Origin of the sequence: Methylotenera sp. (assembly GCF_036401095.1) — a bacterium.
GTDB lineage: Bacteria > Pseudomonadota > Gammaproteobacteria > Burkholderiales > Methylophilaceae > Methylotenera.
The window spans coordinates 60,683-86,546 of sequence record NZ_DASWWA010000012.1; the positions used below are offsets into that span (position 1 = coordinate 60,683).

Genomic DNA, 25,864 nt, shown 5'->3' on the forward strand with positions numbered 1-25,864 from the left:
ATCATGTCAAATCAAGATACAAATACTGGCTTCAGCCACGAAAAAATTGAGACCAACAACTTCCTGATGATCGTACTGATCTTGGTGGTAGTTGCCTTTGGTGGCTTGGTGGAAATTGTACCGTTGTTCTTTCAAAAATCTACCACAGAACCTATCAAGGGTTTAGAGCCGTACTCAGCGGTACAGCTGGCCGGCCGTGACATTTACATTCGTGAGGGCTGCTACAACTGCCACTCACAAATGATTCGTCCATTCCGTGCCGAGACCTTGCGTTATGGCCACTACTCAGTAGCTGGTGAGTTTGTTTACGACCACCCATTCCAATGGGGTAGTAAACGTACCGGCCCAGATTTGCACCGTGTTGGCGGCAAATATAGCAATGAATGGCAACGCATACATTTAATCAACCCACGCGACTTAGTGCCGGAATCTATCATGCCGGCCTACCCTTGGCTTGAAACCAACAAAGTGGATGCTAACTCGCTAGCGCCTAATATGCGGGCATTACGTGCAGTAGGTGTGCCATACACAGATGCGCAAATCTCTAGCGCAGCGGATGAAGCAAAAGGCGTTTCAGAATTAGATGCAGTGATTGCCTATTTGCAAGTGCTGGGCACGCACCTTAAATAGTCTAAAAATTTTAATGAATAAGGAGCTATACCATGGATATCAATACGTTACGAATTATTGCCACGATTGCTAGCTTTGCCGTGTTTCTAGGCATCATGGTATGGGCTTGGAAACGCCGCAATACATCAGAATTTAAAGATGCAGCTAACCTGCCCTTTACTCATGATTAAAGTTTAAACGTCTAAATAAAAACTTTTTAAAACTTCATCACAGAAGTTTAGAGGAAAACAAAATGAGTGACTTTACCAATAGTTTTTGGCCAATATTTATTACGGTAATCTCTTTGGCCGGCGTATTTGGTTGTGCATTATTACTATGGCTGACCAGCAAAATTAAAGCGAGCAGCCCTAATGGTGACAATACAAATGGCCATGTATGGGATGAAAACCTACGTGAAATGAACAACCCGTTACCACGCTGGTGGGTATGGATGTTTATTATCACCATCGTGTTCTCATTGTTTTACTTTGTGTCTTACCCTTCACTGGGTGCGAATCCAGGCAAGCTAGGCTGGACACAAACAAAACAATACGAGCAGGAAATGGCAGTAGCCAACGCAAAAATCGCCCCGCTTTATGCAAAATTTGCGGCAATGCCGATTGATCAGTTAGCCAATAACAAAGAAGCCAAAGCCATCGGCGAACGCTTGTTTATGAACAATTGTGCGCAATGCCACGGCTCTGACGCACACGGTAGCAAGGGTTTTCCTAACTTAACGGATAACGATTGGATTCATGGCGGCAGCCCTGAAAAAATCACCGAAACCATCACCAATGGCCGTATTGGCATGATGCCGCCAATGGCAGCTGCCGTAGGCAATGAAGAAGACGTGAAAAATGTTGCCAATTATGTGCTGAGCATTTCAGGCAGCAAGCATGACAGTGCACGCGCTGCATTAGGTAAAGAAAAATTTGCAGCTTGTGCTGCCTGCCACGGCGCAGAAGGTAAAGGCAACCAAGCGATTGGTTCTCTAAACTTAACCGATGGTATCTGGTTACATGGTGCTGGTGAAGAGGCAATTATTAAACGCATTAATCATGGCATTACCAACCAAATGCCGGCACAGTCAGCTAAGTTCTCACCTGAGCAAATTCATGTATTAACTGCTTATGTGTGGGGATTATCTAACAACGCTAATCACCAATAAAAGCTCTATTTATTCACATGAAAAGCGCAACTAACCCGAAGGCCTTACCAACTGCAGATGCCAAAAAACAGGCCACTGTGATTCATTTGTATGCTGCGGCGGAAAAAATATATCCGCGCAGCACCTTCGGGTTTTTTACCAAATGGCGCTGGGCCATGATATGGCTCACCCAAATTGTTTTTTACGGCATGCCCTGGTTAGAATGGGGTAACCGCCAAGCCTTATTATTTGATTTAGAAGCTAAACGCTTCTATATATTCAACCTAGTGCTATACCCGCAAGATCTGATTTACCTCACTGCGATTCTTATTATCGCTGCACTATCGTTGTTTCTGTTTACGGCGATTGCCGGCCGCCTATGGTGTGGCTACGCCTGCCCACAAACCGTTTATACCGAGATGTTTCTCTGGATTGAAGCAAAAATTGAAGGCGACCGTGCCGCCCGCATCAAGTTAGATAACGCCAGTTTATCAAGCCGCAAGCTGCTCAAAAAAGGCAGCAAACATTTTGTATGGATAGCGCTGTCACTATGGACAGGCTTCACCTTTGTTGGATACTTTTCCCCCATCCGTGAATTAGGCTCTGCCGTTGTTAACCTAGGCCTAGGGCCATGGGAAACATTCTGGATTGGCTTTTATGGCTTTGCCACCTATGGCAATGCCGGTTTTATGCGTGAGCAAGTATGTAAATATATGTGCCCTTACGCCCGCTTTCAAAGCGCCATGTTTGATGATGACACTTTGGTTGTCACATACGATGAAGCACGCGGCGAGCCGCGTGGCAGCCGCTCACGTAAAGCAGATTTAACCAACCAAAACATAGGCTCCTGTATCGATTGCAGCATGTGCGTACAGGTATGCCCTACCGGCATTGATATACGCAAAGGCTTACAGTACGAGTGCATTGGCTGCGGTGCGTGCGCCGACGTATGCGACACTGTCATGGACAAGATGGGCTATGCCCGTGGCTTAATAAAATACTCTACGCAGACCGCCATCGTTAAAGGCTGGTCACATACGCAGATGCTAAAGCGTATTTTACGCCCACGTGTAATGATTTATGCGGCAGCGCTAGTGCTGCTAGTAATCACGTTATGCACCAGCTTATGGTTACGCGCACCATTTAAGGTAGATGTGATTCGTGACCGTGGCGTCATGGCACGCTTAGCTGAAGGTGGCATGCTGGAAAATGTATACCGCCTGCAAATTATGAATGCCACTGAATCTGCACAGCACTATCAATTGAGCGCCACTGGGCTAGATGGTCTTGTAGTGCAGTCTGATGTACTTGATGCCAACCATACTGTAGTGGTCAATGCAGCTGAGACTCGCGGAGTACCGGTAAGACTGCAAATTCCAGATGGTTCAGTCAAATCTGGGTCACATGCAGTGACATTCAGCATCCATGCGGTAGAGGATGACGCCACCGTTACCGAAAAATCCATATTCCTAGTACCTAGATAATGCACATCGCAATCACGCATGTTATTTACAGCAAGCAGAGGCAATCATGAACTACATCAACAGCAATGACTTAGATACTGAAGCGCCATCCAAAGCATGGTGGCATTATGGCCACATGTGGTTAGTGGTAGGTGGGCCACTAACCGTGGTGGTAGCATCATTTGTCACCCTCTACTTTGCCGTTAAATTGCCAGACCCGGTAGTTGATGCAGATTACTACCGCAAAGGGATTGAAATTAACAAAACATTAGAAGGAAGGCACGATGGCTTAGTGCCAGCCATTCAAGGGCGCAACCATGCGGCTACTGGCATAAAGCCAAATCAACCTTAATGCCGATATAGCTTAAGCTCAAGCTATCAAAAAAACTAGCGCAACAATCCAGCTCGCCACGCTGATGGTTATGTAAGCTTACACCCAAAATTTCCAGTAATTACTTGTGTTTCTTTTTGTAACTATGCTGCAAAAAGAGCACAATAATAAAAACGGCAAATTAAATATACGCAATGTGTTTAGGTCATGAAGAAACCGCTTAATTGGGGAGAACAACATGCAAGCCATTAGCCATATCGTTGTAGGCACTGACTTCTCTGCAGAAGCAGACTTAGCGGTGCATCGCGCAGCCTCAATCAGCAAAGCACTCGGCGCCAAACTACACCTGATCCATGTCGTGCACCCACTAGATTTATACGCTGGCTCTGAGCTCTCGTTCAGCTTTCAAACTCACTATCAACAAGCACAGCAAGAAATAGTGAAAAACCAAATTGATACAATGGCATTTAAACTCCGAGAGCAATTTAATATCACCGTAGAAGCCGCAACCCGCATAGGTCGTGCACATACTGAAATCTCCAACTATGCAGAGCAAGTTCATGCCGGGCTGATTGTGGCAGGCGCGCAAGGACAGCACACCTTAGTCGATAAGCTATTGGGTTCCACCAGCGCTCGGCTCATGGCAGTTTCAAAAAGCGCTATATTGATAGTTAAGAACAAAGATATCACTACACCACCATACCGTCATGTGATCGCCGCGGTAAACTTCCTGGCTGGTGCAGAAAATGTACCAGCAATGACCCGCACGATTGCGCCGGATGCCCAAATTGAAGGCTTGCTGATATTTGACACCAATCAGGAAGCACATATGTATAAAGCTGGCATGAACGAAACCCTGTTGCAGCAATACCGTACTCAGGCACTGGCAGATGCAGACCATAAGTTAAGTGCTATTTTTAATGAACAAACACTTGGTAAAAAAGCATCAAGAACCATACTTTCGGGCTACCCATCACAAAGCATTTGCAACCATGCAGAAGCACAACATTCGGACTTGATCGCGCTAGGTAAAAATGAAAAAAGTGGCCTTGAAAACTGGCTGCTGGGCAGTGTGAGCAAGGGCGTTGCTTACGCTGCAGAGTGTGATGTGCTGTTGGCAAACTAAAGTACAGCTACATGCAATCTAGGGTTGAAATTCAACTTAAGTAGATAGTGCTTAACTTGTTCTTTGTGCACAAAACTTGGTTGGGTTAAGAACGGGAGTTATGTATTCTCAGTAAATAAAACCACCAAAAGTGTACTAAATTTAAAACAAGTTGCGTCCGCACTTGCAGTTCATTACTATACGAGCAGAGCAATGCTTAACTATAAGATTTAAAAAGAAAAATAACATGTCAAAATCAACATCCACAATATTATTATACGGATGCGTGTGTCCGTATAATAACTGTTAGGCAAATATGAATAAATCTCTGCGCGTTTTGCTCTGTGTCCCAATTGCCTTGATGGCTGGCTGTAACTCCGAAAGTGAGTCATTCACGCTCTATCGTAATAGCATCATGGACGAAAACATGCGAATCCATGTTGCATCTTTCAACGCTACAGACGGAGAAATTTATAACAAAGGCAATTGCGAACAAGCTCAGCTGTTATTCCAAGCTCAACCGGGTGTAAAGACCAAGTTTTGGTGTGAAAAGGGAGCGTTTAGAAAATGAGCGCGTTGCCTAACCCATCCATCAAGCGGGACGTGCTAAAGCGCGCCCCTTATGTCAAACGTTAGGCCCGAGGTTGGCACTCATCGGAGAGGTAAGTCATGATCATTCAACAATCTAAAGCAACGTTAGCAACATCGGTAACGGACAATCTTTTGTTCAAACGGCAAACTGTCGCCTCTCCGGTGGAAAAAACTACCGACACAACGACTATTTCACAAGCAGCCCAGGAGCGCCTCGCCGCTGAAAACGCGAGTGACCTCAACAATCCCAACTCCACCAATCTGTATCGAGTGGAGGGGCCGGTCTATAGCATTGAAGAAATGGTGAATAGCAAAGGTAGGCCGCTGATTGCCGTAAAAATGACGGAAGCCCAAGTCAACGAGGTCAAGCTCAGGGAACAACAAGAGAAGGCACGCGAGAACGTCAATTTCAATTACGCCCAAGCTCATCAATATCAGCCCATTGGCCAGGTGATCGTCAATGGAAAACTCATTGCAACGGTTTCTGACGCTGGTACCGTCGAGTCGCCTCAGGTGATACCCAACCTGAGTGAGCAGTCCTTAAGCCCAGCGGACAGACTTACCGAAATTGCTCGCGCTGTAAAAGGGGAAATCATCTACTCCAACTTTTTGCCTACCATGGGCGGCTGGATGGGACCATCAGCCCCAGAATCGGCGCTTCCTCCTATCACTGCACGGAGTATGAGCGAAATACTTGAACAGGAAATCGCTCCGGCCATGGAAAAAAAGATTGCTGAATGGGAAGCACAGACTGGGAAAACATATCCTCGTCCCACTTAGAGATGGGACGGTATATTGATCACTACGTTGAGGTGCCCAACTCATCGCTCAACCTCACTTCCTTCGGTCTCTGAACGCTCCGCGATAAAGCCGCGTAGCACCGGTTAGCTCTACATTAGGCCATTAAGTATGCATCTTGCTTCAATCTACTGGTTGGTAACTTTTTGTTTCATTTTGTCTCTCACGGCAAGCGCCGAGAGTTTTCAACCTTACGAAGCCGGCGCATACCCCATTAAATCTCGGATTCAAACTATTAATAATTTAATCAAGGCCATAGATGCGCGCTTAGCAGCTCAAGATATTTCATCAGAGGAGAAGCAACTGCGTTTGAACTGCTTGGAACAATACTCTGCTGAAAAAGAGCAACTGGAAGCAGGCCTTGAAGCCGGGAAGAAAATTAGTCAATTACCTGGGATTACATACCTCAGTGAGGCTGCCGAGCATGAGTGTGCCAAAGGCCTAACCCGTCATTCAAGCTAGGCTGTGGGCTTGCCCTAAAGAAGTAACACATCACTCCAACTTTGGGCTGCCCATGCATGTTACACAGACAAGATATCTGTGATGGTACTTTTGCACGACTTCATAGGCTATATGAATTGAGCTAAGGGCTCACATACACAGTGATACCACACTCTCTGATACGCTGCGCCACGGCTTCTAGCCACTCAGCAGGTAAGCGTGATAGTCTATCCACTTCAGCCTGCTCTGAACGCCGCGCCAACCCATAAAGATGCACACCTTTAATCACGTCCTTTGCCTGGCTGATCAAGACCAAATAATCGCTTATATCGGCTTCGCTTGGTGGCACGCCATCTAACGAGAACATGCAGGTTTGTATAAAGGTTGGGCAAGCCTCTGCACATTGCCTCAAACGCTCTAAGTGGCTTTCTGGGTTCAAATTCACGTCATTCACACGTGCAATAGCAGCTTTAGAGCCACCATCCACCTTAAACCAAACTTCGCCATTCAGTTGTGCCAGATGCTTCATGCTCTCCAGCACTAAAGGCTTATCCATCAAACTGCCGTTGGTGATCAGTCGCACTTTAATTTTGCCTAGCAGGTCAAAATCCCGCAGTACGTTTTCTACCAATGTCAGCACTTGTGGAAACTCTTTCGCGCTAGTGGGCTCGCCATTACCAGAGAATGCAATGTCTTTAAGCTGACGGTCGCCTTCTTGGACATGGCGCTGCATAAAGTCACCATGCAGCAGGTCATGCAAAAAGCCTCGCAGTTCTTGCTCTAATACATCCAACTCGATTGGCGGCGGTGACCCACGGGTCAGGTTAGGCACATTGCAGTAGATACAACGCCAGTTACAGGCATTGTTGACATTCAGGTTAACGCCGACAGACACGCCACCAGCGCGCCGTGAAATCACCGGGTAAATATACTTAAGCCCGACGACATCACGGTTATGATCGGTGGTGGTTAGATGAATTTTTGTGGTCATGCAGGAATTATTACTTTTAAATTGCAAATGACTTAAAGCGCGTCATTAAAATACGTGAGGCTTTACAATAAAGTCTGCGGATTGAATATTTTTTTCAGCGCGTCTGGCGCCAAAATCTTAACGTAACGCTGTTTTACTTCAATAATGCCATCTTCACTAAACTTAGAAAAAGCACGGCTCACTGTTTCTAATTTAAGGCCCAGATAACTGCCGATTTCTTCGCGCGTCATCCGCAGCACTAATTCAGATTGTGATAAACCGCGGGCATGCAAGCGCTGCAAAAGGTTGAGCAAAAATGCTGCTAAACGCTCTTCCGCACGCATATTGCCTAGCAACATCATCACGCTATTCTCACGCACAATTTCACGGCTCATAATTTTGTGTACATGTCTTTGTAACGCAGGTAACTCGCGCGACAGGTCTTCTACCGTGGCAAATGGCATCACGCAGACTTCTGCATCTTCTAGCGCCACCGCGTTGCAGTTATGGCGGTCACTCACAATACCGTCCATGCCAATAATTTCACCCGCCATTTGGAAGCCAGTCACTTGCTCACGGCCATCTTCACTGGTCACACAAGTTTTAAAAAAACCAGTCCGTATCGCATATAGCGAAGTAAACGTATCGCCGCTATTAAACAGCAACTCCCCCTGCTTAACTCGGCGGCGCTTTTCAACCACTTCATCAAGCCTTTTCATTTCTTCGACATCAAAGCCCACAGGCATGCACAGCTCGCGCAGATTGCAGTTAGAACAAGCGACTTTAATGGCTTCTAGATTTAAAACAGGTTGCATACTGTGCCCACTCATACGATTTCATTAAATATACCGCTTTCGGCAGTTTGCCGCCAGTGAATTAAATAATCGTCACTTCATAATTATCTTTTGATGTGCATCAAAGGCTTTTGCTTACAGTGATGGCAAAGTATAGGCCTGTAGTTTGCCCTGTAAATATTAGGTTTTCATCGTAAAAAGAATGCGCTGTAGCTAGGCGAACTGCAGCAAAGCACCTCATTTTAGGGTTCAATTAAACGCCATAGTGCGGAGTGCATTTTATATTTACAGGATAAACCAAACGGTTTAGGAGTCACAATCATGGTTGCCAACAATACAATCAACTTTCCTAGCAATCAGCCAGCCAATAAACAGGCTGAAGCAAAAAGCACGGTGCCGACGCTAACCCCAGAAACCTTACAAAAGTTTGACGTTTCCGGGCCTAGATACACATCTTACCCCACGGCAGACCGCTTTGTTGAGGCGTTTACCGAGGATTCTTATAAGCAGACACTGGCACAGCGCAGAATTGGCGGCTTAACACTGCCGCTCTCTATTTATGTGCATATTCCATTTTGTGAGTCACTGTGCTTTTTCTGTGCATGCAACAAAATAGTGACCAAGCATCACGAGCGTAGCGTAGAGTATTTAAGATACTTAAGCCGTGAAATAGATTTACATATTGAACACTTGGGCGCAGGTCAAACCATCTCACAACTGCATTTAGGTGGCGGCTCACCTACATTTTTCAGTGATGAGGAACTGAGTGAACTGATGGCGATGATACGCCGCAGCTTTGTGTTAGCCCCGAATGGCGAGTATTCAATCGAGGTTGACCCTCGCACCGTGAACGAACAGCGCTTGGCACATTTAGCCTCACTTGGTTTTAATCGCCTAAGTTTTGGGGTGCAGGATTTTGACCCGGAAGTGCAAAAAGCCGTGCATCGCATCCAGCCGGCAGAACAAGTATTTTCATTAGTTGAGTCTGCACGACGCTTGCAGTTTGATTCAGTCAATGTGGATTTGATTTATGGCTTACCTAAGCAATCACCGGAGTCATTCTCAAAAACATTGGCACAAATTGTAGAACTTAGACCAGAAAGAATTGCACTGTATGCTTACGCGCATTTACCAGAGCGCTTCAAACCACAACGCAGAATAGACACTTACGAGCTACCTGCAGCATCTGCAAAAATCGCGATGCTATCCAATGCCATTGCTACATTCCTTAACGCAGGTTACGTGTATGTAGGCATGGATCACTTTGCCCTACCTACTGACGCACTGGCAATCGCAAAGCGCCAAGGTAGACTGCATAGAAACTTCCAAGGCTATAGCACACAACCAGATTGCGACTTAATAAGCCTGGGTGTTTCTGCCATTGGCCGCGTAGGCGCAACTTACAGCCAAAATGCAAAAACATTAGAAGAGTATTACGACTACCTTAATCAAGGCAGATTTCCTATCGTGCATGGACTGGCATTAACCCGCGACGACCTAGTGCGCCGTGCGGTCATCATGGCCATTATGTGCCAAGGCGAGTTGCAATATGAGGCTATCGAGCTTGCCTACATGATTAACTTTAAACAATACTTTGCGAATGAACTAGAAGCTCTTAAAGAGCTGGAAAAAACTGGCATGGTCACGTTAGATGAAAACAGCCTGCAAGTGACCGATTTTGGCTGGTTCTTTGTACGTGCTGTAGGCATGGTGTTTGACCGCTACCTGCAAACCGACCGCAATCGCGCCAGATTCTCAAAAATCATCTAAATTATTATCTAGCTTAACTATTTAAATCTCCAAAACAAAAGCCTAGCTAAAGTAGCTAGGCTTTTGTTTCTCAAGCATTTGTAATCCATAGCAAACTACAAGCTGCATATTAATTTTCACTGCAAACTTAAGAGCCAACTTACTCATAACGCACACCATACTGCCGTAAATATGCATCGATGGCAAAGCCTACCTGCAATAAAAAAAGCCCCTGCTACATGTAACAGGGGCAAACGTGGAGGCTTACAAACTTGTTATATGACTGAGATTAACTCATCACTATAATTTTAGAATTTTTTACCGATACCGATACCAAATACCCATGGGTTGATGTCTAGTGAGTCAATTTTTGTCCAGCCACTTGCTGTCTTCAATTTAACTGTTGTATCAATCGTCACGTATTTAACGTCCGCATTGATCAACCAGCCGTCTTTCAAGTTAACATCAACACCCGCTTGTAATGCATAACCCCAGCTATCGTTATCCACTTTGATTTTTGAGCCAGCTAGAGCACCTTGTCTAATGTTAAGTTTTTTATCCAAGAAGTTAGTGTAGTTAATACCAGCACCTACGTATGGATCAATGGTTTGGTCAGGATTAAAGTGCCATTGTGCAGTCAATGTTGGTGGCAAAGCATCTACGCTACCCAATAATTGATTACCAACGGTTGCGTTGGCATCACCCTTGATACTCACATCATGTTTAGAGCCAGTCGCCAAGATTAATTCAGCCGCGATGTTTTTTGTGATGTAGTAAGAAATATCCAACTCAGGAATCGTGTGGCTATCTACAGACAACTCAGCGCCTGGTGACATTACGTTAGCTACGTTTTTGTTAACAGTTTTACCCAACTTACTATCTTCATTTGGGCTAACATTAGCAGCACGTACACGCACTACCCAGTCACCTGCCTCTGCTTGCGCTAACATTGGGGCAAATACAGCAGCGATTGCTAACACTAATACTGACTTTTTCATCTTTTACTCTCCACTTAAATTAAATTAACTAATGCAAATTCGATGGACGAATTATATTGAGCTAATTTCAGAGGCATTTTGATTTGCATCAAGTGAAGCGCTGCTAGTAAGAAATTGTTGCCGTTTTACAACGGCAACTTGAGATGTATATCAGTGTTTAAGCGTAAATAAAGCGATAGACTCAACATGCGCTGTGTGCGGAAACATATTAATGACGCCAGCTGCCTTTAATTGGTAGCCTTTTTCATTAACCAACACACCCGCATCCCGTGCCAAAGTGGCAGGGTTACAAGAGACATAAACGATAGACTCCGGTTGATTGCTAGTATCTAGTGCTTTAACCAATTCAAACGCACCATCACGCGGTGGGTCAACCAGCCACTTATCAAAGCGCCCTAAACCAGTTAAGGCTTCCGGTGTCATTTTAAACAAGTCAGCTACGCCAAACTTAACGTGATTAATCGCATTTAACTGCGCGCTCTCATTGGCACGCTCAACCAGATTAGCCAAGCCTTCTAAGCCCAACACCTGCGCACCGCTGCGTGCGATAGGTAGCGTAAAGTTACCGATACCACAGAAAAAGTCGGCAATCTTCTCATGTGCCTGTGGTGCAAGTAACTGCATGGCGCGGCGTATCATCACTTGATTAATTTGCGGGTTCACTTGCGTAAACTCGTTCGGCTTGAACGGATAAGTTAAATCAAATTCCGGCAGGCTATATTGCAACTGACTGCCGCCTGATGGATAAAACGGCTTGATAGTATCTGGGCCTTTAGTTTGCGTCCAAACCTGCACGCTATGCTCATCTGCAAATGCTTTAAGCCGTGTTTCATCCTGTTCGGTTAACGGCCCCATAATGCGCAGAATCAAGACCACCACAGACTTGCCGGTCTGCACATTTATGTCTGGCTCACCCACCGCTAATTCGATTTGCGGTAATTTATCTCGAATGCTTAGTTGCACGATCAAATCTTGCAGTGGAGCGATTAATGCAGAAACTTCTGGCACCAATACTTCACAGCTGTTCATATCTGCAACAAAGCGAGTTGATTTTTCATTAAAACCAACCAATACACGCTGTTTTTTCTCTACATACTTAACGCTTAAACGTGCCTTGTGGCGATAACCCCAAGTTGGGCCATAGAGTGGCGGCAGCATATTTTCAGCTTTTACTTTGCCGATATGCCATAAATCGCTCTCTAGCAAGCGCTGTTTGGTAGCCACCTGGGCGGCAAAATCCAAATGTTGCAATTTACACCCACCACACACGCCAAAGTGCGGACACTTGGGCGTTACACGCTGGTTGGACTGTTTTAACACTTCCACCACATTCGCTACTTCGTAGCTAGGTTTAATGCGTTGTGATTGGAAAGTGACTTTCTCGCCTGGCAGTGCGCCATCCACAAAAATCGTTTTACCCTCAAAATGGGTAACGCCACGTCCTTCTTGGTCTAGTGATTCAATCACAGCAGTTAGGATTGGTGCTGGTACATTTTCAGCTTGCGCCTTATTTCTTCGTTTTCTCATAGGTTAAATTTTACCGCAGAGCTTGTATTAGAGGAAATTATCTTATTTTGCTAAACTAGAATCGGATACGCAAAGTAGCGCTCATCCTAAAAAAATGAAGTCACAATAAAAAACGTTCCGCTTAATGCACCAACAATAAAAATAAGGAAATCAACATGCTTCCAGTTAGATCTACCCTGCGACTCTCAGCACTAATCTCGTCTTTAGTACTCATCGGCTGTTTTTCACCGCAGACACGCGCACCCAGCGTCAACAACGCAACCACCGACGCTGAAACAAAAAAGCAGCAGGAACTCGTTGTTGAAGACTACATGAGCAACTATAAAAAACTGCAAAATGTTTCTTCACGCATTATCACTAACGGCACGGATTTATGTGGCGAAAAAACATCCGGCTACTATGGGTTTAACTATTGGAATCAAGATGGCTTTAAACCCGCTTGGAAAGAAATCACCAAGTCTAAATACAACTTGGATGAAAAATTTAAGATTCTGCACATCGTAGAAAAGTCTCCCGCTGAAAAAGCTGCTCTTAAAGAAGGTGATGTTTTAGTTTCTATTAACCACTGGCTAGTACCGGTAGGAAAAGATGCAGACAAACAGCTAGCGCAAAAACTTGCTGAGCAAGCGAAGAGCCTAGGCCCTGTAGAACTCGCCGTGTTAAGAGATGGTGCAGAGCAAAAAGTATCCATCACACCTGTGAAATCGTGCGACTTTCAAGTGCACCTATCCCCTGATGACACCAAGAACGCTTATGCCGATGGCAACAATATTGTAATGTACAAAGGCATGATGGATTTCTTCAAAACCGATGAAGAAATGGCACTAGTACTCAGCCATGAGCTTGCGCACAATGCGATGAAGCACATCGATGCCAAAAAGAAAAATGCAACCACCGGTGGAGTTCTAGGCTTGCTACTGGATATTGCCGCGGCGACTGCAGGCGTAAATACCAATGGTGACTTTAGCCGCATGGGTGCTGGCATTGCTGGTAATGCGTACTCGGTTGAGTTTGAGCAAGAGGCAGACTATGTAGGCCTATACATCATGCAAAAATCCGGCTTTAACATTGATAACGCAGCCGGTTTCTGGCGCAGAATGGCAGTGAATAACTCGCAAGCCATTACCATTAAATCGTCGCACCCTACTACACCACAACGTTTTGTAGCTATTGAAGAAACCGTAAAAGAAATTAAAGGGAAAATTGAAAAGGGTGCAGCACTGACCCCTGAACTTAAGAAATAGCGATTAAAGCAATAACCACCAAATAACGACAAAAGAGCTAATAGGTATGGTCCTATTAGCTCTTTACTGTTTACTCTTGGGCACTCTATTACAGACTATTTCCAAGCAGCCAAAAACTCTGGCCAATGCGGTGCGGTGTAGCTTGATAAAGTATCGCGCACTAGCTCGATTTCTGCGGCATAAGCCTCAGGTGTCAAATGGCCGCGCATCAATTGGAACCTCAAATAAACCAGATGTGTGTTGGCCACATCAGTTTCACAATAATCTCTGATTTCAGCAATCTTGCCTGCTTTATACGCATCCCAGACTTTGCTGCCATCCATGCCTAATTTACCTGGAAAGCCACACAGCTTGGCTAAATCGTCTAACGGCGCATTGGCACGCGCATTAAATATCGCCATCACATCCATCAAGTCTAAATGACGGGTGTGATAGCGGCTGATATAGTTGTTCCACTTAAACTCTTTATCGTCTTCGCCCAAATCCCAATAGCGACTGGCATTGATGCCATGAATCAAGGCACGGTAATGCAGCACCGGCAAATCGAAGCCACCACCGTTCCAAGAGATAATTTGCGGCGTATATTTTTCTATGCCATCAAAGAAGCGTTGAATAATTTCAGCTTCTGTTGAGTCCGGGTCACCCAGTGTCCATACTTTAAAATGTTTACCTTCACGCAACGCGCATGAAATCGCGCAAATACGATGCTGATGTAAAGGTAAAAACTCCGTGCCATTTTGTTGCCGGCGTTGATGCAAGGCAATATTCGCTACATCTTCATCCGAAATGTCAGTGGGTAAATCCAATAAGCTGCGGATACCATCGGTATCAGGAATAGTCTCAATATCAAAAACTAAGGTAGGGGTCATGTCTGGGCTTTATTAAAATCGTAAGAAAACTCGGGGTAAAGCAAACGCGAAATAAATGAATCTCGATTACTTTTTGGTCCAGCCGCCTGCACCCTGCACCCACCATCCGCCTTGCGCTTTATCAATCCAACGGCTTGCAAAAGTGTTTTGAATTTCAGCCTGCCATTCTGGATGACCGTTTGCTGTCGCAATTTCCTGGTACAGCTTAGCGCGGTCTGCATTCTCCGCCGCTACTACCCCATTTAAGCCTGCACGCTCTTTAAGCGGCACAGCATTGGCATCGCGCACTGCAATCAAACCATCTTTGGTCAGGCCAATAGCGCCACTTGCATAGTGTGAAGCCAGCTGGGCGTGACGCGCTTGCATACTGCCCTTAATCGCTGAAATTGCCGGGGTGTTTACTTCTAAATCTGCGGCAGCTACCACCACTTGGCTTGCAATCATCACCACTAACAACAAAGCGCTGAATAATATTTTTTTCATCATCATTCCTTCAATTCAATCTTTTATTTGCTTAAATTTAAGCCGTGCTTCAATTTACTTAGGCTCTACCGTATTGGTGTTTGGTTTCTCGGCGCCATTTTTAAGCTGCCATACATCGTCAATAATTTTATCGGCGGCTTTTTCTGCGGCGGCTGCCGGGAAATAAATGTTAATGGTGACGCAAGCGGGTAAAACACATGCCAGTACCAAGGCGATCGACCAGTTTTTCATTACCTATCCTTTATCATTGATATATGTTGCGTTAAAACTATTTAAATTCACTGAGCTTTTGATTGTGCATCACATTTATTGCAGCATATATACACGATGCTAACTTACTACTTTATCGTATCACTTTAACGCACAACGGCCTTACTGTTGCCATCAATCACGCGTTCAATACGCGCTAACAGCTCGCTCCAGCCTACGGTCTGATTGTACCCCATCACTGTAATCGCAGGGATACCACTTCCTTTAACGATGATGTACCCATGTGCGGTTGACTCCACGCCGCCCATTTCACACACATCATTGCGCAAGCGGCAGCTCAGGCCCATCTTGCCGTAATTAAACTGCTGAAAAAAACGTAAAAAACTACGCTGTACCGCAGCAGCCGCGCCACCGCCACCTAATGCCGAAATATTCTCTACCGCGCGTTGTGAAATCTTCTTTGGATATTTGCCCGGGCTACTCTGTATCCGCGCATCAAAAGTCACCGGCTTCCAGTTTTGCAGTTCCAGGCCTTTAATATCCCCATCCAATTTACCTTCAATCGCACCAAATGAAAATGTGCGGGTAAGCTCGCCTAGCTCTAAATTCCTTAGGGCAATATCCGCATTCAATTTAGGTGCAATACCCAAGGGCGTATGCATAGTTAGTTGCGTGACCGTGGCTGTACCATTAAACACATTGAGCACTACGCTACCATCCGTCGTGAGTATGCCGCCGCTATAGGTCACCAAAGGGATTTGCGCTGACGCCTTACCCAACATCCGTGGCAGTTTAAGCTGCGTACTAAAATCCTCCATCGAGATTGGCTCCAACTTGGCGCTCAAATGCCAGAACCATTCATTGTGCAGACGCGTTGCCGATAGATTAGACAAACTTAACGCACCATCTAACACCGGCAAGCGGATGCTAGGCGCAGTAATTGCGTAACGATTCACCTCTGCATTAATTTCAGTTTTGCCTAACGGCAAATTGAGCAAACTGCCGCGTGCATAACTCAAGCGTACCGAGTTTGATGCCTCGTAACTCCATGGGATATTTGCATTGAGCTGATAAAACGCAAACTTATTATTAATATCCACCACATCGACATCATTCAGCTGCAAATTGAAGGATTGCAACTCTGTGTTTTTCACTTTAAGTTGCAATGATGCGCTGCCATCGATCGTGGCGTTATTAAATGCGGTATTGCCTAGCAATGGTTTAAACAGTAACGGGTAAGCCGCGCCAAGATCTAGTTTCGGCAATTTGGCATTTAAATCCAGTAATTTAAAGTCACTGAGGCGCAGCGCACCATCCGCATCCAGCTCGCCCACACGGTTAATTTTCAAATGCGCTTGATTCACCTCTAGCACATCATCCCTTAACGTGCCGGTTGCCTGTAACGCATGGCCACCGCTTTCAATATAAAAAGGCTGCCAGTACACTTCGCCAGTTTGCCAATCCACAAAGGTCTGCCATTGCCAGCCTTGCGCCTCGCGTTTTAATGCTATCGTCATTGCACCGCTCAGCTTTTCAGCGGCATGTAACCCCGCTTCATCACTAAAACTACCGCCCTTGAGGTACAGCGCGGCATCAACATCTAATTGATTACGATGAAATAAGCGGTTGATATCCAGATTAAAAGGTAAATCCACACGTGCGCTTTTTAAGCGTCCATTGTCACAGCGCACAGCCTCAATGCTGCGGCGCTTTGGCAGATTGCAGCTAAGGTCTAACTGCGTCCACTCATTCTGTTTGCCCTGCGCATCTGCTGGTTTTATTGCCGCATGCAGCGTAACACTAGGTTGAGGCTGACTCAGCTGAAGCTTTAACGCAATATCTTTAGCATCGCCCATCGCATGTTCAAGGTGCCCAACACTGATAGAAACCTCAGAAACGGCATGTGCAGTAATGCTATAGCAGATTAAACAGCAAATACCGACAATGCGACCAAGCGCGCTCATATCGGGTAAGCTACGACGGATAAACACCTGTAGAGAGGTAACGATCACCTCTGTCACACACAATGCTCACAATCACAGCATTTTCCACACGCTTAGATAACTGCAAGGCAGCATACAAAGCACCGCCGGATGAAATACCGGCAAATATACCTTCCATCGTGGCTAATTTACGTGTGGTATCTTCTGCATGCTTCTGGCTCACGTAAATCAGTTCATCTACCGCGCTGGCATTGTAAATACTAGGGAGATACGCTTCTGGCCATTTACGGATACCAGGGATTTGCGCCCCTTCTTCAGGCTGTACGCCCACAATTTGAATGTTAGGGTTCTGCTCTTTCAAAAAACGTGAGGTACCCATGATGGTGCCGGTTGTGCCCATGCTAGACACAAAATGTGTAACTTTACCTTCAGTATCGCGCCAGATTTCAGGGCCAGTACCTTCATAATGTGCCAATGGATTGTCGGCATTGCCAAACTGGTCCAGCACTATGCCTTCGCCTTCTGCCTGCATTTTCATGGCAACATCGCGCGCTAATTCCATACTGCCGTCTTTAGGGGTCAGCACTAGCTCTGCACCATAGGCCTTCATGCTTTGGCGGCGCTCTACGCTTTGGTTATCCGGCATCACCAATATCATTTTATAACCACGCATTGCCGCGACCATTGCCAGCGCAATCCCGGTATTGCCACTTGTGGCTTCAATTAAAGTGTCGCCCGGTTTAATCTCACCGCGGGCTTCTGCACGCGTAATCATTGAGTATGCAGGTCTGTCTTTCACTGAACCGGCTGGGTTATTACCTTCCAGCTTCAATAAAATAGTATTACTGGTTTTTCCCGCCATGCGTTGCAATTTCACTAATGGCGTATTGCCGACGAAGTTGTCTATCGTTTTGTACATTCAATAAATTCTCTGCTATTTCACATCTGTTGTAATTTAGATTTACTTTTTGCTATTTAATTTAAGCAAATACACGGCATACGCGCCAAAACCAATAAAAGCGATAAGTGACATCTGCGGAATGGTCAGCCCTAAAAAGGTCCAGTCAATCGCGGCGCAATCACCAGTGCCTTTAAACACCAGCGTCAATGCTTTTTGTAACGGGAAGTTTTCAAACATGTAATCAAAGCCCACGCCACAGTCTGCAATCATTTCTTCTTTATGCGCTTGTATCCACCAATGGCGAATTGCCACCCCCGCGCCGCCCAATGCCGCTAACACCTGAAACATTGATTGCAACTTCAAGCACTTAGGCACCAACGCCGCCACTAAAAACAAAACGCCTAGCGACATAAACACTATGCGCTGTGAGATGCACAACGGACAGGGCTCCAGGCCAAATTTCGTTTGTATCCACAGTGCCAGCCCAACCAATGCAAAGCAGCCCACAAAACCAATGAAATAACCTGTTCGACCAATAAGAATTTTATTTAGCATGATGTCCGTCACGATATAATCTCAAAAAATCATTTTAACGGATTAAGCCCATTTTGACAGACTTCGCAGCAAATTTATCTCAGGAAGGCAGCTCCAACGCTAAAGTGCTGTCTGTCAGCGAACTTAACCGTATGGCAAAAAACATTTTGGAACAAAGCTTTCCACTGTTTTGGGTTTCCGGCGAGGTATCTAACTTTACGCGCGCGGCCAGTGGCCATTGGTATTTTTCACTCAAAGATGCTGGTGCACAGGTGCGCTGCGTTATGTTCAAGGGCCGTAATAGTTACGTTGATTTCACCCCACGCGAAGGCGATAAAATCGAAGCGCGCGCGACTGTCACTTTATACGAGGCTCGTGGCGACTTTCAGCTTACGGTAGAGTTTGTGCAACGTGCAGGGCTAGGCGCATTATTTGAAGCGTTTGAAAAACTTAAAAGAAAGCTCAGCGCCGAAGGGCTGTTTGATGCCAGCATCAAGCGCGCCATCCCCAAACACCCCAAACAAATTGGCGTGGTAACCTCTGCCGATGCCGCCGCGTTAAGAGATGTGCTCACCACACTTAAACGCCGCATGCCTAATATCCCGGTTATTATTTACCCTACCCCAGTACAAGGCAAAGGCGCTGCACAGCTTATTGCCAATGCAATCAGCACCGCGCATGAGCGCGCCGAGTGTGATGTACTTATTATTTGCCGCGGCGGTGGCAGTATTGAAGACTTATGGCAGTTTAATGAAGAAATCGTCGCACGTGCAGTTGCCAACTGCAGCATCCCAACCATTAGCGGTGTTGGGCATGAAACCGACTTTACCATCTGCGACTTTGTGGCCGACATTCGCGCGGCAACGCCTACTGCTGCCGCAGAACTGGCAACGCCATCACGTGAAGATATGTTGAATAAAACCAATCAGTTAAAGTTACAACTGGCAAAAAATATGCAATTTGTGCTTAATCAGAAATCTCAAGCTTTAGACTACCTGGCGCGCAGGCTGATTTCACCATCACAGCAAATAGCACAGCAAAAAACTCAAATCACGCAGTTGGCTTCCCGTTTAAATAACAGTATCAATCAGCAGTTGCGAGGCAAACAACAAACCTTGTTACGCCTACAGCAGAATCTTCAACATCTAAACCCTAAAGCAGTACTCACCAGAGGGTATGCGCTAGTGCAAACTAAAACCGGGGCGATTGTCAGCTCTAGCTCACAACTAAAAAGTGGAGATGAAGTGATGTTAACCCTAGGTGTTGGCTCAGCCGAAGCAACGATTCAAACAATTAGAAACGAATAAGGTATTCGCTAATACATAATGCATAAACGCACAAAATTTCACCTCTGTGCGTTTTAAGTTGTCGCTAGTTACTAGCGAAATTGATAATAGATTATTTGCCAATCTGATTGCCGATTACACCACCAACTGCTGCACCACCGACTGTGCCTAATGCACTACCTCCAGTAAGTACAGCGCCTGCAACGCCACCGACGCCAGCACCAATTGCCGTACTTTTATCACGAGCGGACATACTGCTACAGCCGACCGTGCTTAATACAACAAAGGCGATCATTAAATTGGCTACATACTTATGTGTTGTGTTCATCACTTAGCCTCTTTTCTTACATTTCTAACAAGAATTATTGTTATAAAAATACTATTAGAATGTGTGACTAAATGAGATTCCACTCAAACAGTGTCACTAAAATCTTAATTAAATCAAACAATCACTGAACGCACGATAGTTTGTACCAACTCAGCTTACTGAGTATCAAACATTAACGATGTGGCGTCTGTACGCTAAAGCGCATTGCGTAAAATAACCGCATGGCACACACCGCGTCAGTCCATGGTTGAAGCAACCACGCACGTAACATCTTGTGAGGCTCACTCAATACGTCCGTAGAATACTATTAAGACTAATCAAGCCTGGACTACGAATTGATGAGCACCATCAGGCTGTTAAGAGTGAGTTTGGTAGACTACTTCCATTAATGATGCGACTGCAAAACAATGCATCCTTAATGGAGTAACTGTTTGTTTATTCAGAATTAGTTAACGACGCCCCATGAGCAAACCAACCACTACTCCTAGACTAGCGGCAAACCCAATAACGCGCCAAGGATTTTCATGTACATAAACGTCCGTAGCTTTAGTAGCGGCTTTTACATTTAGTAAAACATCGGTTTGCAGATCGTCCAACCTAGCCCGTACTCGTTTTAGTGATTTTTCTGATTTATCACGTATTTCTGCGAGCTTTTTATCGCCTGTGTCTACTGTTGCGGCCAATAAGGCCTCAGCATCAAGCATCACCTCTTTAATCTCGCCGACCAATTGATTTGAATGAAACTGATTAGAAAAATTATCCATATAGCACCCCATTAATATTCAAAGATCATCTGCATAAGCCCAGCAAGACAACACCGGACACCCTAGAAAACTGCTAAACCAGCGCAAAACAGCTATGATTAGCGACTAGCAGGTTAGTCACCTTCGTTTAATTGCTAGCAATTTAGAGATGCATGATTAAAACCAGACTTAAAAATAAATAGCATGGAATTAGTTGCTCACGTTTATTAAAGCTGTTTTTTTGAAGATGCCGCACAACCAGCACGGCGACAGCAATCAAGAGCAGCCAAGACTATCGCAATCTTTTCAAGCACTCTGATACTCCTAACTCCAATCTTAAAGTTAAGCTCTCATCAGTTAGTTAGTTTTTAAGTGCATATCATTTTTTACTGACTTCACACCATTCACTTTTCTTGCAACATCAACGGCTTTGCAAATGTCTGACTCAGAACTCACAAAACCACTTAGTTGAACAACACCTTTAAAAGTCCCCACATTAATCTCAGCTGATTTTAGAGCTTCATCATTCAATACGGCAGCTTTTACCTTAGCAGTAATCACACTATCATCGATATACTCGCCTGTTCCCTCATTTTTAGCGGTCGATGCACAACCTACCAAAGCTAGCAGTGCTGCTGCAAGAATTATGTTCACTATATATTTCAGTTGTTTCATCGCTTATATCTCCATGTTAATTAAACATCGCCATACACGCCCAGTTGAATCAACTAAAGATTAATAACCTAACATGCAAAAACTCAGCGCTGACACTATCAAAATCAAGTTACTCACTTCAGTTCACTAAAGTATTTAAATCATCCACTTATTCATTGATGATTCTCTGTGCATTAGCACACACAACACCTCTTAGCCTTTTTAAAATGCGTGCTACCCACCAAAAACCTATTGCATCTCAGATAATTATTGGTTTCATACGAGAATTGACTGATAATAGCCACCTCAATTATTAGCATGCAATCAAACGACAATGTCATCAGCTTCTGGTAGTAACACCAATCGCTCTGCACTTACGCTTGCAGCACTAGGCGTAGTTTTTGGCGATATTGGCACAAGCCCACTCTATACCATCAAAGAAGTGTTTTCAGTTGGCGTACACCCGGTACCTCTGACTGAAACCAATATGTTTGGTATTTTATCGCTCATTGTATGGGCGCTAATTATGGTGGTATCGGTGAAATATGTCGCATTTGTGATGCGAGCTGATAACCGCGGCGAAGGCGGCATTATGGCGCTGCTAGCACTTGCCAGCCGCAACGTCGCAAACAATCCAAAAAAACAGCGCAACATCATGCTATTAGGCATTTTAGGTGCTTGTATGTTTTATGCTGATGGCATTATTACACCGGCCATTTCAGTACTATCAGCAGTAGAAGGTTTGGAAGTTTCCGCACCGATTCTGCACCCGCTTATCCTCCCGATTACCCTTGTCGTATTATTTCTTTTATTCTGGGCACAAAATAAAGGTACCGCACTGGTAGGTGCCTTCTTTGGCCCCATCATGTTGATATGGTTTAGCACCCTTGCCGTATTAGGCATTCATGGCATTATGCAATACCCGGCCATCATCAATGCGCTCAACCCGATTTACGCTATTCATTTCTTCCAGTTAAGCCCTTGGATCGCCTTTGTGGCATTAGGCGCAGTCGTGCTGGCGGTAACCGGCGCTGAAGCACTCTATGCCGACATGGGGCACTTTGGGCGCTTTCCGATTCGTATGGCATGGTTTGGCTTTGTATTGCCGGCACTTATTCTGAACTATTTCGGACAAGGCGCACTTGTACTTAAAAACCCAGCCGCAGTAAAAAATCCTTTTTACTTGCTTGCACCTGAGTGGATGCTATTTCCGCTCATCATCTTAGCCACTATGGCTGCTGTGATCGCTTCGCAAGCAGTAATTACCGGCGCATTTTCCGTATCGCGCCAAGCATTGCAGTTGGGATTTTTGCCGCGCATGCACGTATCGCACACCTCTGAAAGCCAGCAAGGGCAAATCTACATGCCACGTGTCAACTGGGGGCTAATGATTGCGGTGATGGTGCTGGTCATCGGCTTTGGCTCATCAGGCAACTTGGCAGCAGCCTACGGTATTGCCGTGACCGGTGATATGGTGATTACAACCCTACTGGCTGGCATCGTGTTCCACAACCTATGGGGCTGGAGCAAACTACGCACCGGTGCATTGGTTGCATTATTCTTAACGGTTGATATTGCTTTCTTTAGTGCCAACGTACTTAAGATTCCTGATGGCGGCTGGGTGCCGTTAATCATCGGCGTGGTCATTTTCACTTTGATGATTACCTGGAAAACTGGCCGCAACATGCTATACAAGCATCTTAAAAATGAAGCCATGGCGTTAGACCCTTTTATTGAAGCGATTAGCGCACATCCGCCGATGCGCGTTGCAGGCACTGCATTGTTCATGACCCCTAACCCAGAGGGCGTGCCACATGCCATGCTGCATAACCTGAAACACAATAAAGTACTGCATGAGAAAGTTGTGATTCTGACAGTGAAGTTCTTAGACTTCCCGCGCACCGTACCTAGCGACCGCGTTAGCGTTGAAGTATTACCGCATGAGTTTTACCGTGTGACTGTGCAGTACGGGTTTAAAGACGAGCCAGACTTACCAAGAGACCTAGCACTGTGCGCAGAAAAGGGCTTGGTACTGGAGGCAATGGATACCTCTTACTTTATCGGTAAAGAAATTTTAATTGCGCATGAATCACCAGAAATGGCTTACTGGCGCAAAAAAATATTTATTGGGCTATTCCGCAGCGCAGAAACCATTACCAATCAGTTTAAGCTGCCGCCCAACCGTGTGGTTGAACTTGGGACGCAAGTCACCTTCTAACGTTAGTCAAGATGTACTATTGTTTACTTTAGCGCATTGCATTCAACCAAACTGCATGCAATGCGTTACTGCTTAGACCCACGCAAACGGATTAATAAAAATGACACATCTATTCAGATTCAAACAGTCCAGCCTTATTATCTCAGCAGTATTCATGGCTTATTTAAGCGGCTGCGCCACCACCACCCAAGACAGCGTATCAGGGGTAAAACGCACCCAATTACTGCTACTGCCTGAATCACAAGTCACCACCATGTCGACCCAGGCTTACACCCAAACATTACAAGAGGCTGAAAAGAAAAAAACGCTCAATGCCAATAAAACTCAGCTTGATCGTGTACGTAAAATCTCCAATCGGCTCATTGTACAGGTAGGCGTGTTTAGGCCAGATGCAACCCAGTGGAAATGGGAAGTCAATGTAGAACACAATGACGAGCTTAACGCGTACTGCATGCCTGGCGGAAAAATCATGGTATATACCGGCCTGATGGATAAGCTAAAAGCGACAGATGATGAGTTAGCTGCCGTGATCGGCCACGAAATCGCCCATGCACTGCGTGAGCATGGGCGTGAGCGTATGTCGCAAGCATACGTGCAGCAGTTTGGCTTACAGGCACTAGGTGCGGTGCTATCTTCCAGCACTGGCGCTGTTGTTGGCAATGCATCGATGCAGGCTGCCAGCATGGGCTCACAACTATTTTTTGCGCTACCTAACGGACGCGAACAAGAGCGAGAGGCTGATAAAATTGGTCTAGAGCTTGCCGCCCGCGCTGGTTACAACCCAGATGCAGCCGTCACTTTGTGGCAAAAAATGGAAGCGCAAGCTGGTTCTACCCCGCCAGAATTTCTTAGCACCCACCCTGCCAGTTCAAGCCGCATTGCAGAGTTACGCGCGCTAGCGCCTAAAGTTAGACCGCTATACAACGCAGCAAAAACTGGCAAGTAAGCAACAGAAATAGCGATTATTTAGAGCGCACAGCGTCAGTTGTGCGCTTTATTTTTGGGCTATTCTCCTGTTTGAGTTAAAATGTCGCATTAATTAATTTACCAACTTATTCAAAATCAATAGAGACTTTTATGGATCCACGTCAAAGCATTATCGAAGCAGCGTTTGAAGACCGCGCTAACATCAACCCAGGCAATGCATCTGCTGAAATCAAATCTACTGTAGCTTCTGTGCTTGCAGATTTAGATAGCGGCAAACTACGTGTAGCTAGCCGTGTAGCTGATACACAACAATGGGAAACACACCAATGGTTGAAAAAAGCCGTATTGCTTTCATTCCGTCTAAAAGACAATGAGTTAATGGACGATGGCGTAACCAAATATTTTGACAAAGTGCCACCTAAATTTGCAGATTACACAGAAGAAGACTTTAAAGCTGGTGGGTTCCGCGTAGTACCTAACGCGATTGTACGCCGTGGTTCGTTCATTGGTAAAAATGCAGTATTGATGCCTTCATACGTGAACATCGGCGCTTACGTTGGCGAAGGCACAATGGTAGACACATGGGCGACTGTAGGTTCATGCGCTCAAATCGGTAAAAACGTACACTTGTCAGGTGGCGTTGGTATTGGTGGCGTATTAGAGCCAGTACAAGCTGGCCCAACCATCATTGGTGACAACTGTTTTATCGGCGCTCGCTCTGAAGTGGTTGAAGGCGTGATTGTTGAAGACAACTGCGTAATCTCTATGGGTGTGTACATTGGCCAATCAACTAAAATCTACGACCGCGAAACAGGCGAAGTATTCTACGGCCGCGTACCAGCTGGTTCAGTAGTAGTTTCAGGTAACTTGCCATCAAAAGACGGCAGCTACAGCCTTTACTGTGCAGTGATTGTGAAAAAAGTAGATGCTAAAACACTAGGCAAAGTTGGCATTAACGAATTACTTCGTGGTATTTAAGCTTTTAAGAGAGCCCAAAATAC

Annotated in this window: 27 protein-coding genes; 14 read left to right on the top strand and 13 right to left on the bottom strand. The window is 45.4% G+C overall.

The window, feature by feature from the left end; all coding sequences use genetic code 11:
- Positions 1 to 3: 3 nt before the first annotated feature.
- The 8 genes from ccoO to VGD82_RS08190 all read left to right on the top strand — a co-directional run bounded on the left by ccoO (position 4) and on the right by VGD82_RS08190 (position 6,506).
- On the top strand, positions 4 to 630 hold the full coding sequence (gene ccoO, locus VGD82_RS08155; RefSeq protein ID WP_331019924.1) for a cytochrome-c oxidase, cbb3-type subunit II: 627 nt from the start codon (positions 4 to 6) through the stop codon (positions 628 to 630).
- 32 nt (positions 631 to 662) lie between these two features.
- Positions 663 to 800 carry a cbb3-type cytochrome oxidase subunit 3 gene (locus VGD82_RS08160; RefSeq protein WP_015831667.1) on the top strand — a complete coding sequence of 46 codons (138 nt, stop codon included), beginning with the start codon at positions 663 to 665 and terminating at the stop codon, positions 798 to 800.
- 62 nt (positions 801 to 862) lie between these two features.
- Positions 863 to 1,777: a cytochrome-c oxidase, cbb3-type subunit III gene (ccoP, locus tag VGD82_RS08165; protein ID WP_331019925.1), complete on the top strand. Its 915-nt coding sequence runs from the start codon at positions 863 to 865 to the stop codon at positions 1,775 to 1,777.
- Between the two features lie 17 nt (positions 1,778 to 1,794).
- Positions 1,795 to 3,240, top strand: coding sequence for a cytochrome c oxidase accessory protein CcoG (ccoG, locus tag VGD82_RS08170; RefSeq protein WP_331019926.1), 1,446 nt, complete (start codon positions 1,795 to 1,797; stop codon positions 3,238 to 3,240).
- Between the two features lie 46 nt (positions 3,241 to 3,286).
- Entirely contained in the window at positions 3,287 to 3,571 is a 285-nt protein-coding gene (locus VGD82_RS08175) for a FixH family protein (protein ID WP_331019927.1), read from the top strand.
- A gap of 217 nt (positions 3,572 to 3,788) precedes the next feature.
- Positions 3,789 to 4,676, top strand: coding sequence for a universal stress protein (locus VGD82_RS08180; protein ID WP_331019928.1), 888 nt, complete (start codon positions 3,789 to 3,791; stop codon positions 4,674 to 4,676).
- A 648-nt stretch (positions 4,677 to 5,324) separates the two neighbouring features.
- Entirely contained in the window at positions 5,325 to 6,026 is a 702-nt protein-coding gene (locus VGD82_RS08185) for a hypothetical protein (RefSeq protein WP_331019929.1), read from the top strand.
- Between the two features lie 129 nt (positions 6,027 to 6,155).
- A complete protein-coding gene (locus tag VGD82_RS08190; RefSeq protein WP_331019930.1) occupies positions 6,156 to 6,506 on the top strand; it encodes a hypothetical protein in 351 nt (116 codons plus the stop codon).
- A 121-nt stretch (positions 6,507 to 6,627) separates the two neighbouring features.
- Here VGD82_RS08190 and VGD82_RS08195 read toward each other — a convergent pair whose 3' ends face one another.
- Positions 6,628 to 7,476, bottom strand: coding sequence for a radical SAM protein (locus VGD82_RS08195; RefSeq protein WP_331019931.1), 849 nt, complete (start codon positions 7,474 to 7,476; stop codon positions 6,628 to 6,630).
- 62 nt (positions 7,477 to 7,538) lie between these two features.
- On the bottom strand, positions 7,539 to 8,270 hold the full coding sequence (gene fnr, locus VGD82_RS08200; protein WP_331019932.1) for a fumarate/nitrate reduction transcriptional regulator Fnr: 732 nt from the start codon (positions 8,268 to 8,270) through the stop codon (positions 7,539 to 7,541).
- A gap of 300 nt (positions 8,271 to 8,570) precedes the next feature.
- Between fnr and hemN the strand changes: the two genes are divergently transcribed.
- Positions 8,571 to 10,019 carry an oxygen-independent coproporphyrinogen III oxidase gene (gene hemN / locus VGD82_RS08205; protein ID WP_331019933.1) on the top strand — a complete coding sequence of 483 codons (1,449 nt, stop codon included), beginning with the start codon at positions 8,571 to 8,573 and terminating at the stop codon, positions 10,017 to 10,019.
- Between the two features lie 287 nt (positions 10,020 to 10,306).
- Here hemN and VGD82_RS08210 read toward each other — a convergent pair whose 3' ends face one another.
- Together VGD82_RS08210 and rlmD are read right to left on the bottom strand one after the other, a co-directional pair.
- Positions 10,307 to 10,996 carry an OmpW/AlkL family protein gene (locus VGD82_RS08210; RefSeq protein WP_331019934.1) on the bottom strand — a complete coding sequence of 230 codons (690 nt, stop codon included), beginning with the start codon at positions 10,994 to 10,996 and terminating at the stop codon, positions 10,307 to 10,309.
- Between the two features lie 150 nt (positions 10,997 to 11,146).
- Positions 11,147 to 12,523 (bottom strand): 23S rRNA (uracil(1939)-C(5))-methyltransferase RlmD, encoded by a 1,377-nt coding sequence (gene rlmD, locus VGD82_RS08215; protein WP_331019935.1) that lies wholly within the window; start codon positions 12,521 to 12,523, stop codon positions 11,147 to 11,149.
- 155 nt (positions 12,524 to 12,678) lie between these two features.
- On the opposite strand from rlmD, the gene VGD82_RS08220 reads away from it, so the two are divergent.
- Entirely contained in the window at positions 12,679 to 13,767 is a 1,089-nt protein-coding gene (locus VGD82_RS08220) for a M48 family metallopeptidase (RefSeq protein ID WP_331019936.1), read from the top strand.
- Between the two features lie 95 nt (positions 13,768 to 13,862).
- On the opposite strand, the gene VGD82_RS08225 is transcribed toward VGD82_RS08220, so the two are convergent.
- From VGD82_RS08225 to VGD82_RS08250, 6 genes are all read right to left on the bottom strand, one after another.
- A complete protein-coding gene (locus tag VGD82_RS08225) occupies positions 13,863 to 14,636 on the bottom strand; it encodes a 3'-5' exonuclease (RefSeq protein ID WP_331019937.1) in 774 nt (257 codons plus the stop codon).
- A gap of 66 nt (positions 14,637 to 14,702) precedes the next feature.
- On the bottom strand, positions 14,703 to 15,119 hold the full coding sequence (locus VGD82_RS08230; RefSeq protein ID WP_331019938.1) for a YdbL family protein: 417 nt from the start codon (positions 15,117 to 15,119) through the stop codon (positions 14,703 to 14,705).
- A 54-nt stretch (positions 15,120 to 15,173) separates the two neighbouring features.
- On the bottom strand, positions 15,174 to 15,350 hold the full coding sequence (locus VGD82_RS08235; RefSeq protein ID WP_331019939.1) for a hypothetical protein: 177 nt from the start codon (positions 15,348 to 15,350) through the stop codon (positions 15,174 to 15,176).
- 125 nt (positions 15,351 to 15,475) lie between these two features.
- On the bottom strand, positions 15,476 to 17,350 hold the full coding sequence (locus VGD82_RS08240) for a hypothetical protein (protein WP_331019940.1): 1,875 nt from the start codon (positions 17,348 to 17,350) through the stop codon (positions 15,476 to 15,478).
- Entirely contained in the window at positions 17,304 to 18,191 is an 888-nt protein-coding gene (gene cysM, locus VGD82_RS08245) for a cysteine synthase CysM (RefSeq protein ID WP_331019941.1), read from the bottom strand. Before cysM ends, VGD82_RS08240 begins: the two co-directional genes overlap by 47 nt.
- Before the next feature lie 42 nt (positions 18,192 to 18,233).
- Positions 18,234 to 18,728, bottom strand: coding sequence for a disulfide bond formation protein B (locus VGD82_RS08250; protein WP_331019990.1), 495 nt, complete (start codon positions 18,726 to 18,728; stop codon positions 18,234 to 18,236).
- Between the two features lie 53 nt (positions 18,729 to 18,781).
- Between VGD82_RS08250 and xseA the strand changes: the two genes are divergently transcribed.
- Positions 18,782 to 20,014, top strand: coding sequence for an exodeoxyribonuclease VII large subunit (gene xseA, locus VGD82_RS08255; RefSeq protein WP_331019942.1), 1,233 nt, complete (start codon positions 18,782 to 18,784; stop codon positions 20,012 to 20,014).
- Between the two features lie 91 nt (positions 20,015 to 20,105).
- On the opposite strand, the gene VGD82_RS08260 is transcribed toward xseA, so the two are convergent.
- The 3 genes from VGD82_RS08260 to VGD82_RS08270 form a co-directional block, all read right to left on the bottom strand.
- A complete protein-coding gene (locus VGD82_RS08260) occupies positions 20,106 to 20,288 on the bottom strand; it encodes a glycine zipper 2TM domain-containing protein (RefSeq protein ID WP_349256908.1) in 183 nt (60 codons plus the stop codon).
- A 482-nt stretch (positions 20,289 to 20,770) separates the two neighbouring features.
- Positions 20,771 to 21,085 carry a DUF883 family protein gene (locus VGD82_RS08265; protein ID WP_331019944.1) on the bottom strand — a complete coding sequence of 105 codons (315 nt, stop codon included), beginning with the start codon at positions 21,083 to 21,085 and terminating at the stop codon, positions 20,771 to 20,773.
- A 336-nt stretch (positions 21,086 to 21,421) separates the two neighbouring features.
- Positions 21,422 to 21,739 carry a BON domain-containing protein gene (locus VGD82_RS08270; protein WP_331019945.1) on the bottom strand — a complete coding sequence of 106 codons (318 nt, stop codon included), beginning with the start codon at positions 21,737 to 21,739 and terminating at the stop codon, positions 21,422 to 21,424.
- 313 nt (positions 21,740 to 22,052) lie between these two features.
- Between VGD82_RS08270 and VGD82_RS08275 the strand changes: the two genes are divergently transcribed.
- From VGD82_RS08275 to dapD, 3 genes are all read left to right on the top strand, one after another.
- A complete protein-coding gene (locus tag VGD82_RS08275) occupies positions 22,053 to 23,936 on the top strand; it encodes a potassium transporter Kup (RefSeq protein WP_331019946.1) in 1,884 nt (627 codons plus the stop codon).
- A gap of 100 nt (positions 23,937 to 24,036) precedes the next feature.
- Positions 24,037 to 24,882, top strand: coding sequence for a M48 family metallopeptidase (locus VGD82_RS08280; RefSeq protein WP_331019947.1), 846 nt, complete (start codon positions 24,037 to 24,039; stop codon positions 24,880 to 24,882).
- A 131-nt stretch (positions 24,883 to 25,013) separates the two neighbouring features.
- Positions 25,014 to 25,841 carry a 2,3,4,5-tetrahydropyridine-2,6-dicarboxylate N-succinyltransferase gene (gene dapD / locus VGD82_RS08285; protein WP_036299941.1) on the top strand — a complete coding sequence of 276 codons (828 nt, stop codon included), beginning with the start codon at positions 25,014 to 25,016 and terminating at the stop codon, positions 25,839 to 25,841.
- The last annotated feature ends 23 nt before the right edge of the window (positions 25,842 to 25,864 follow it).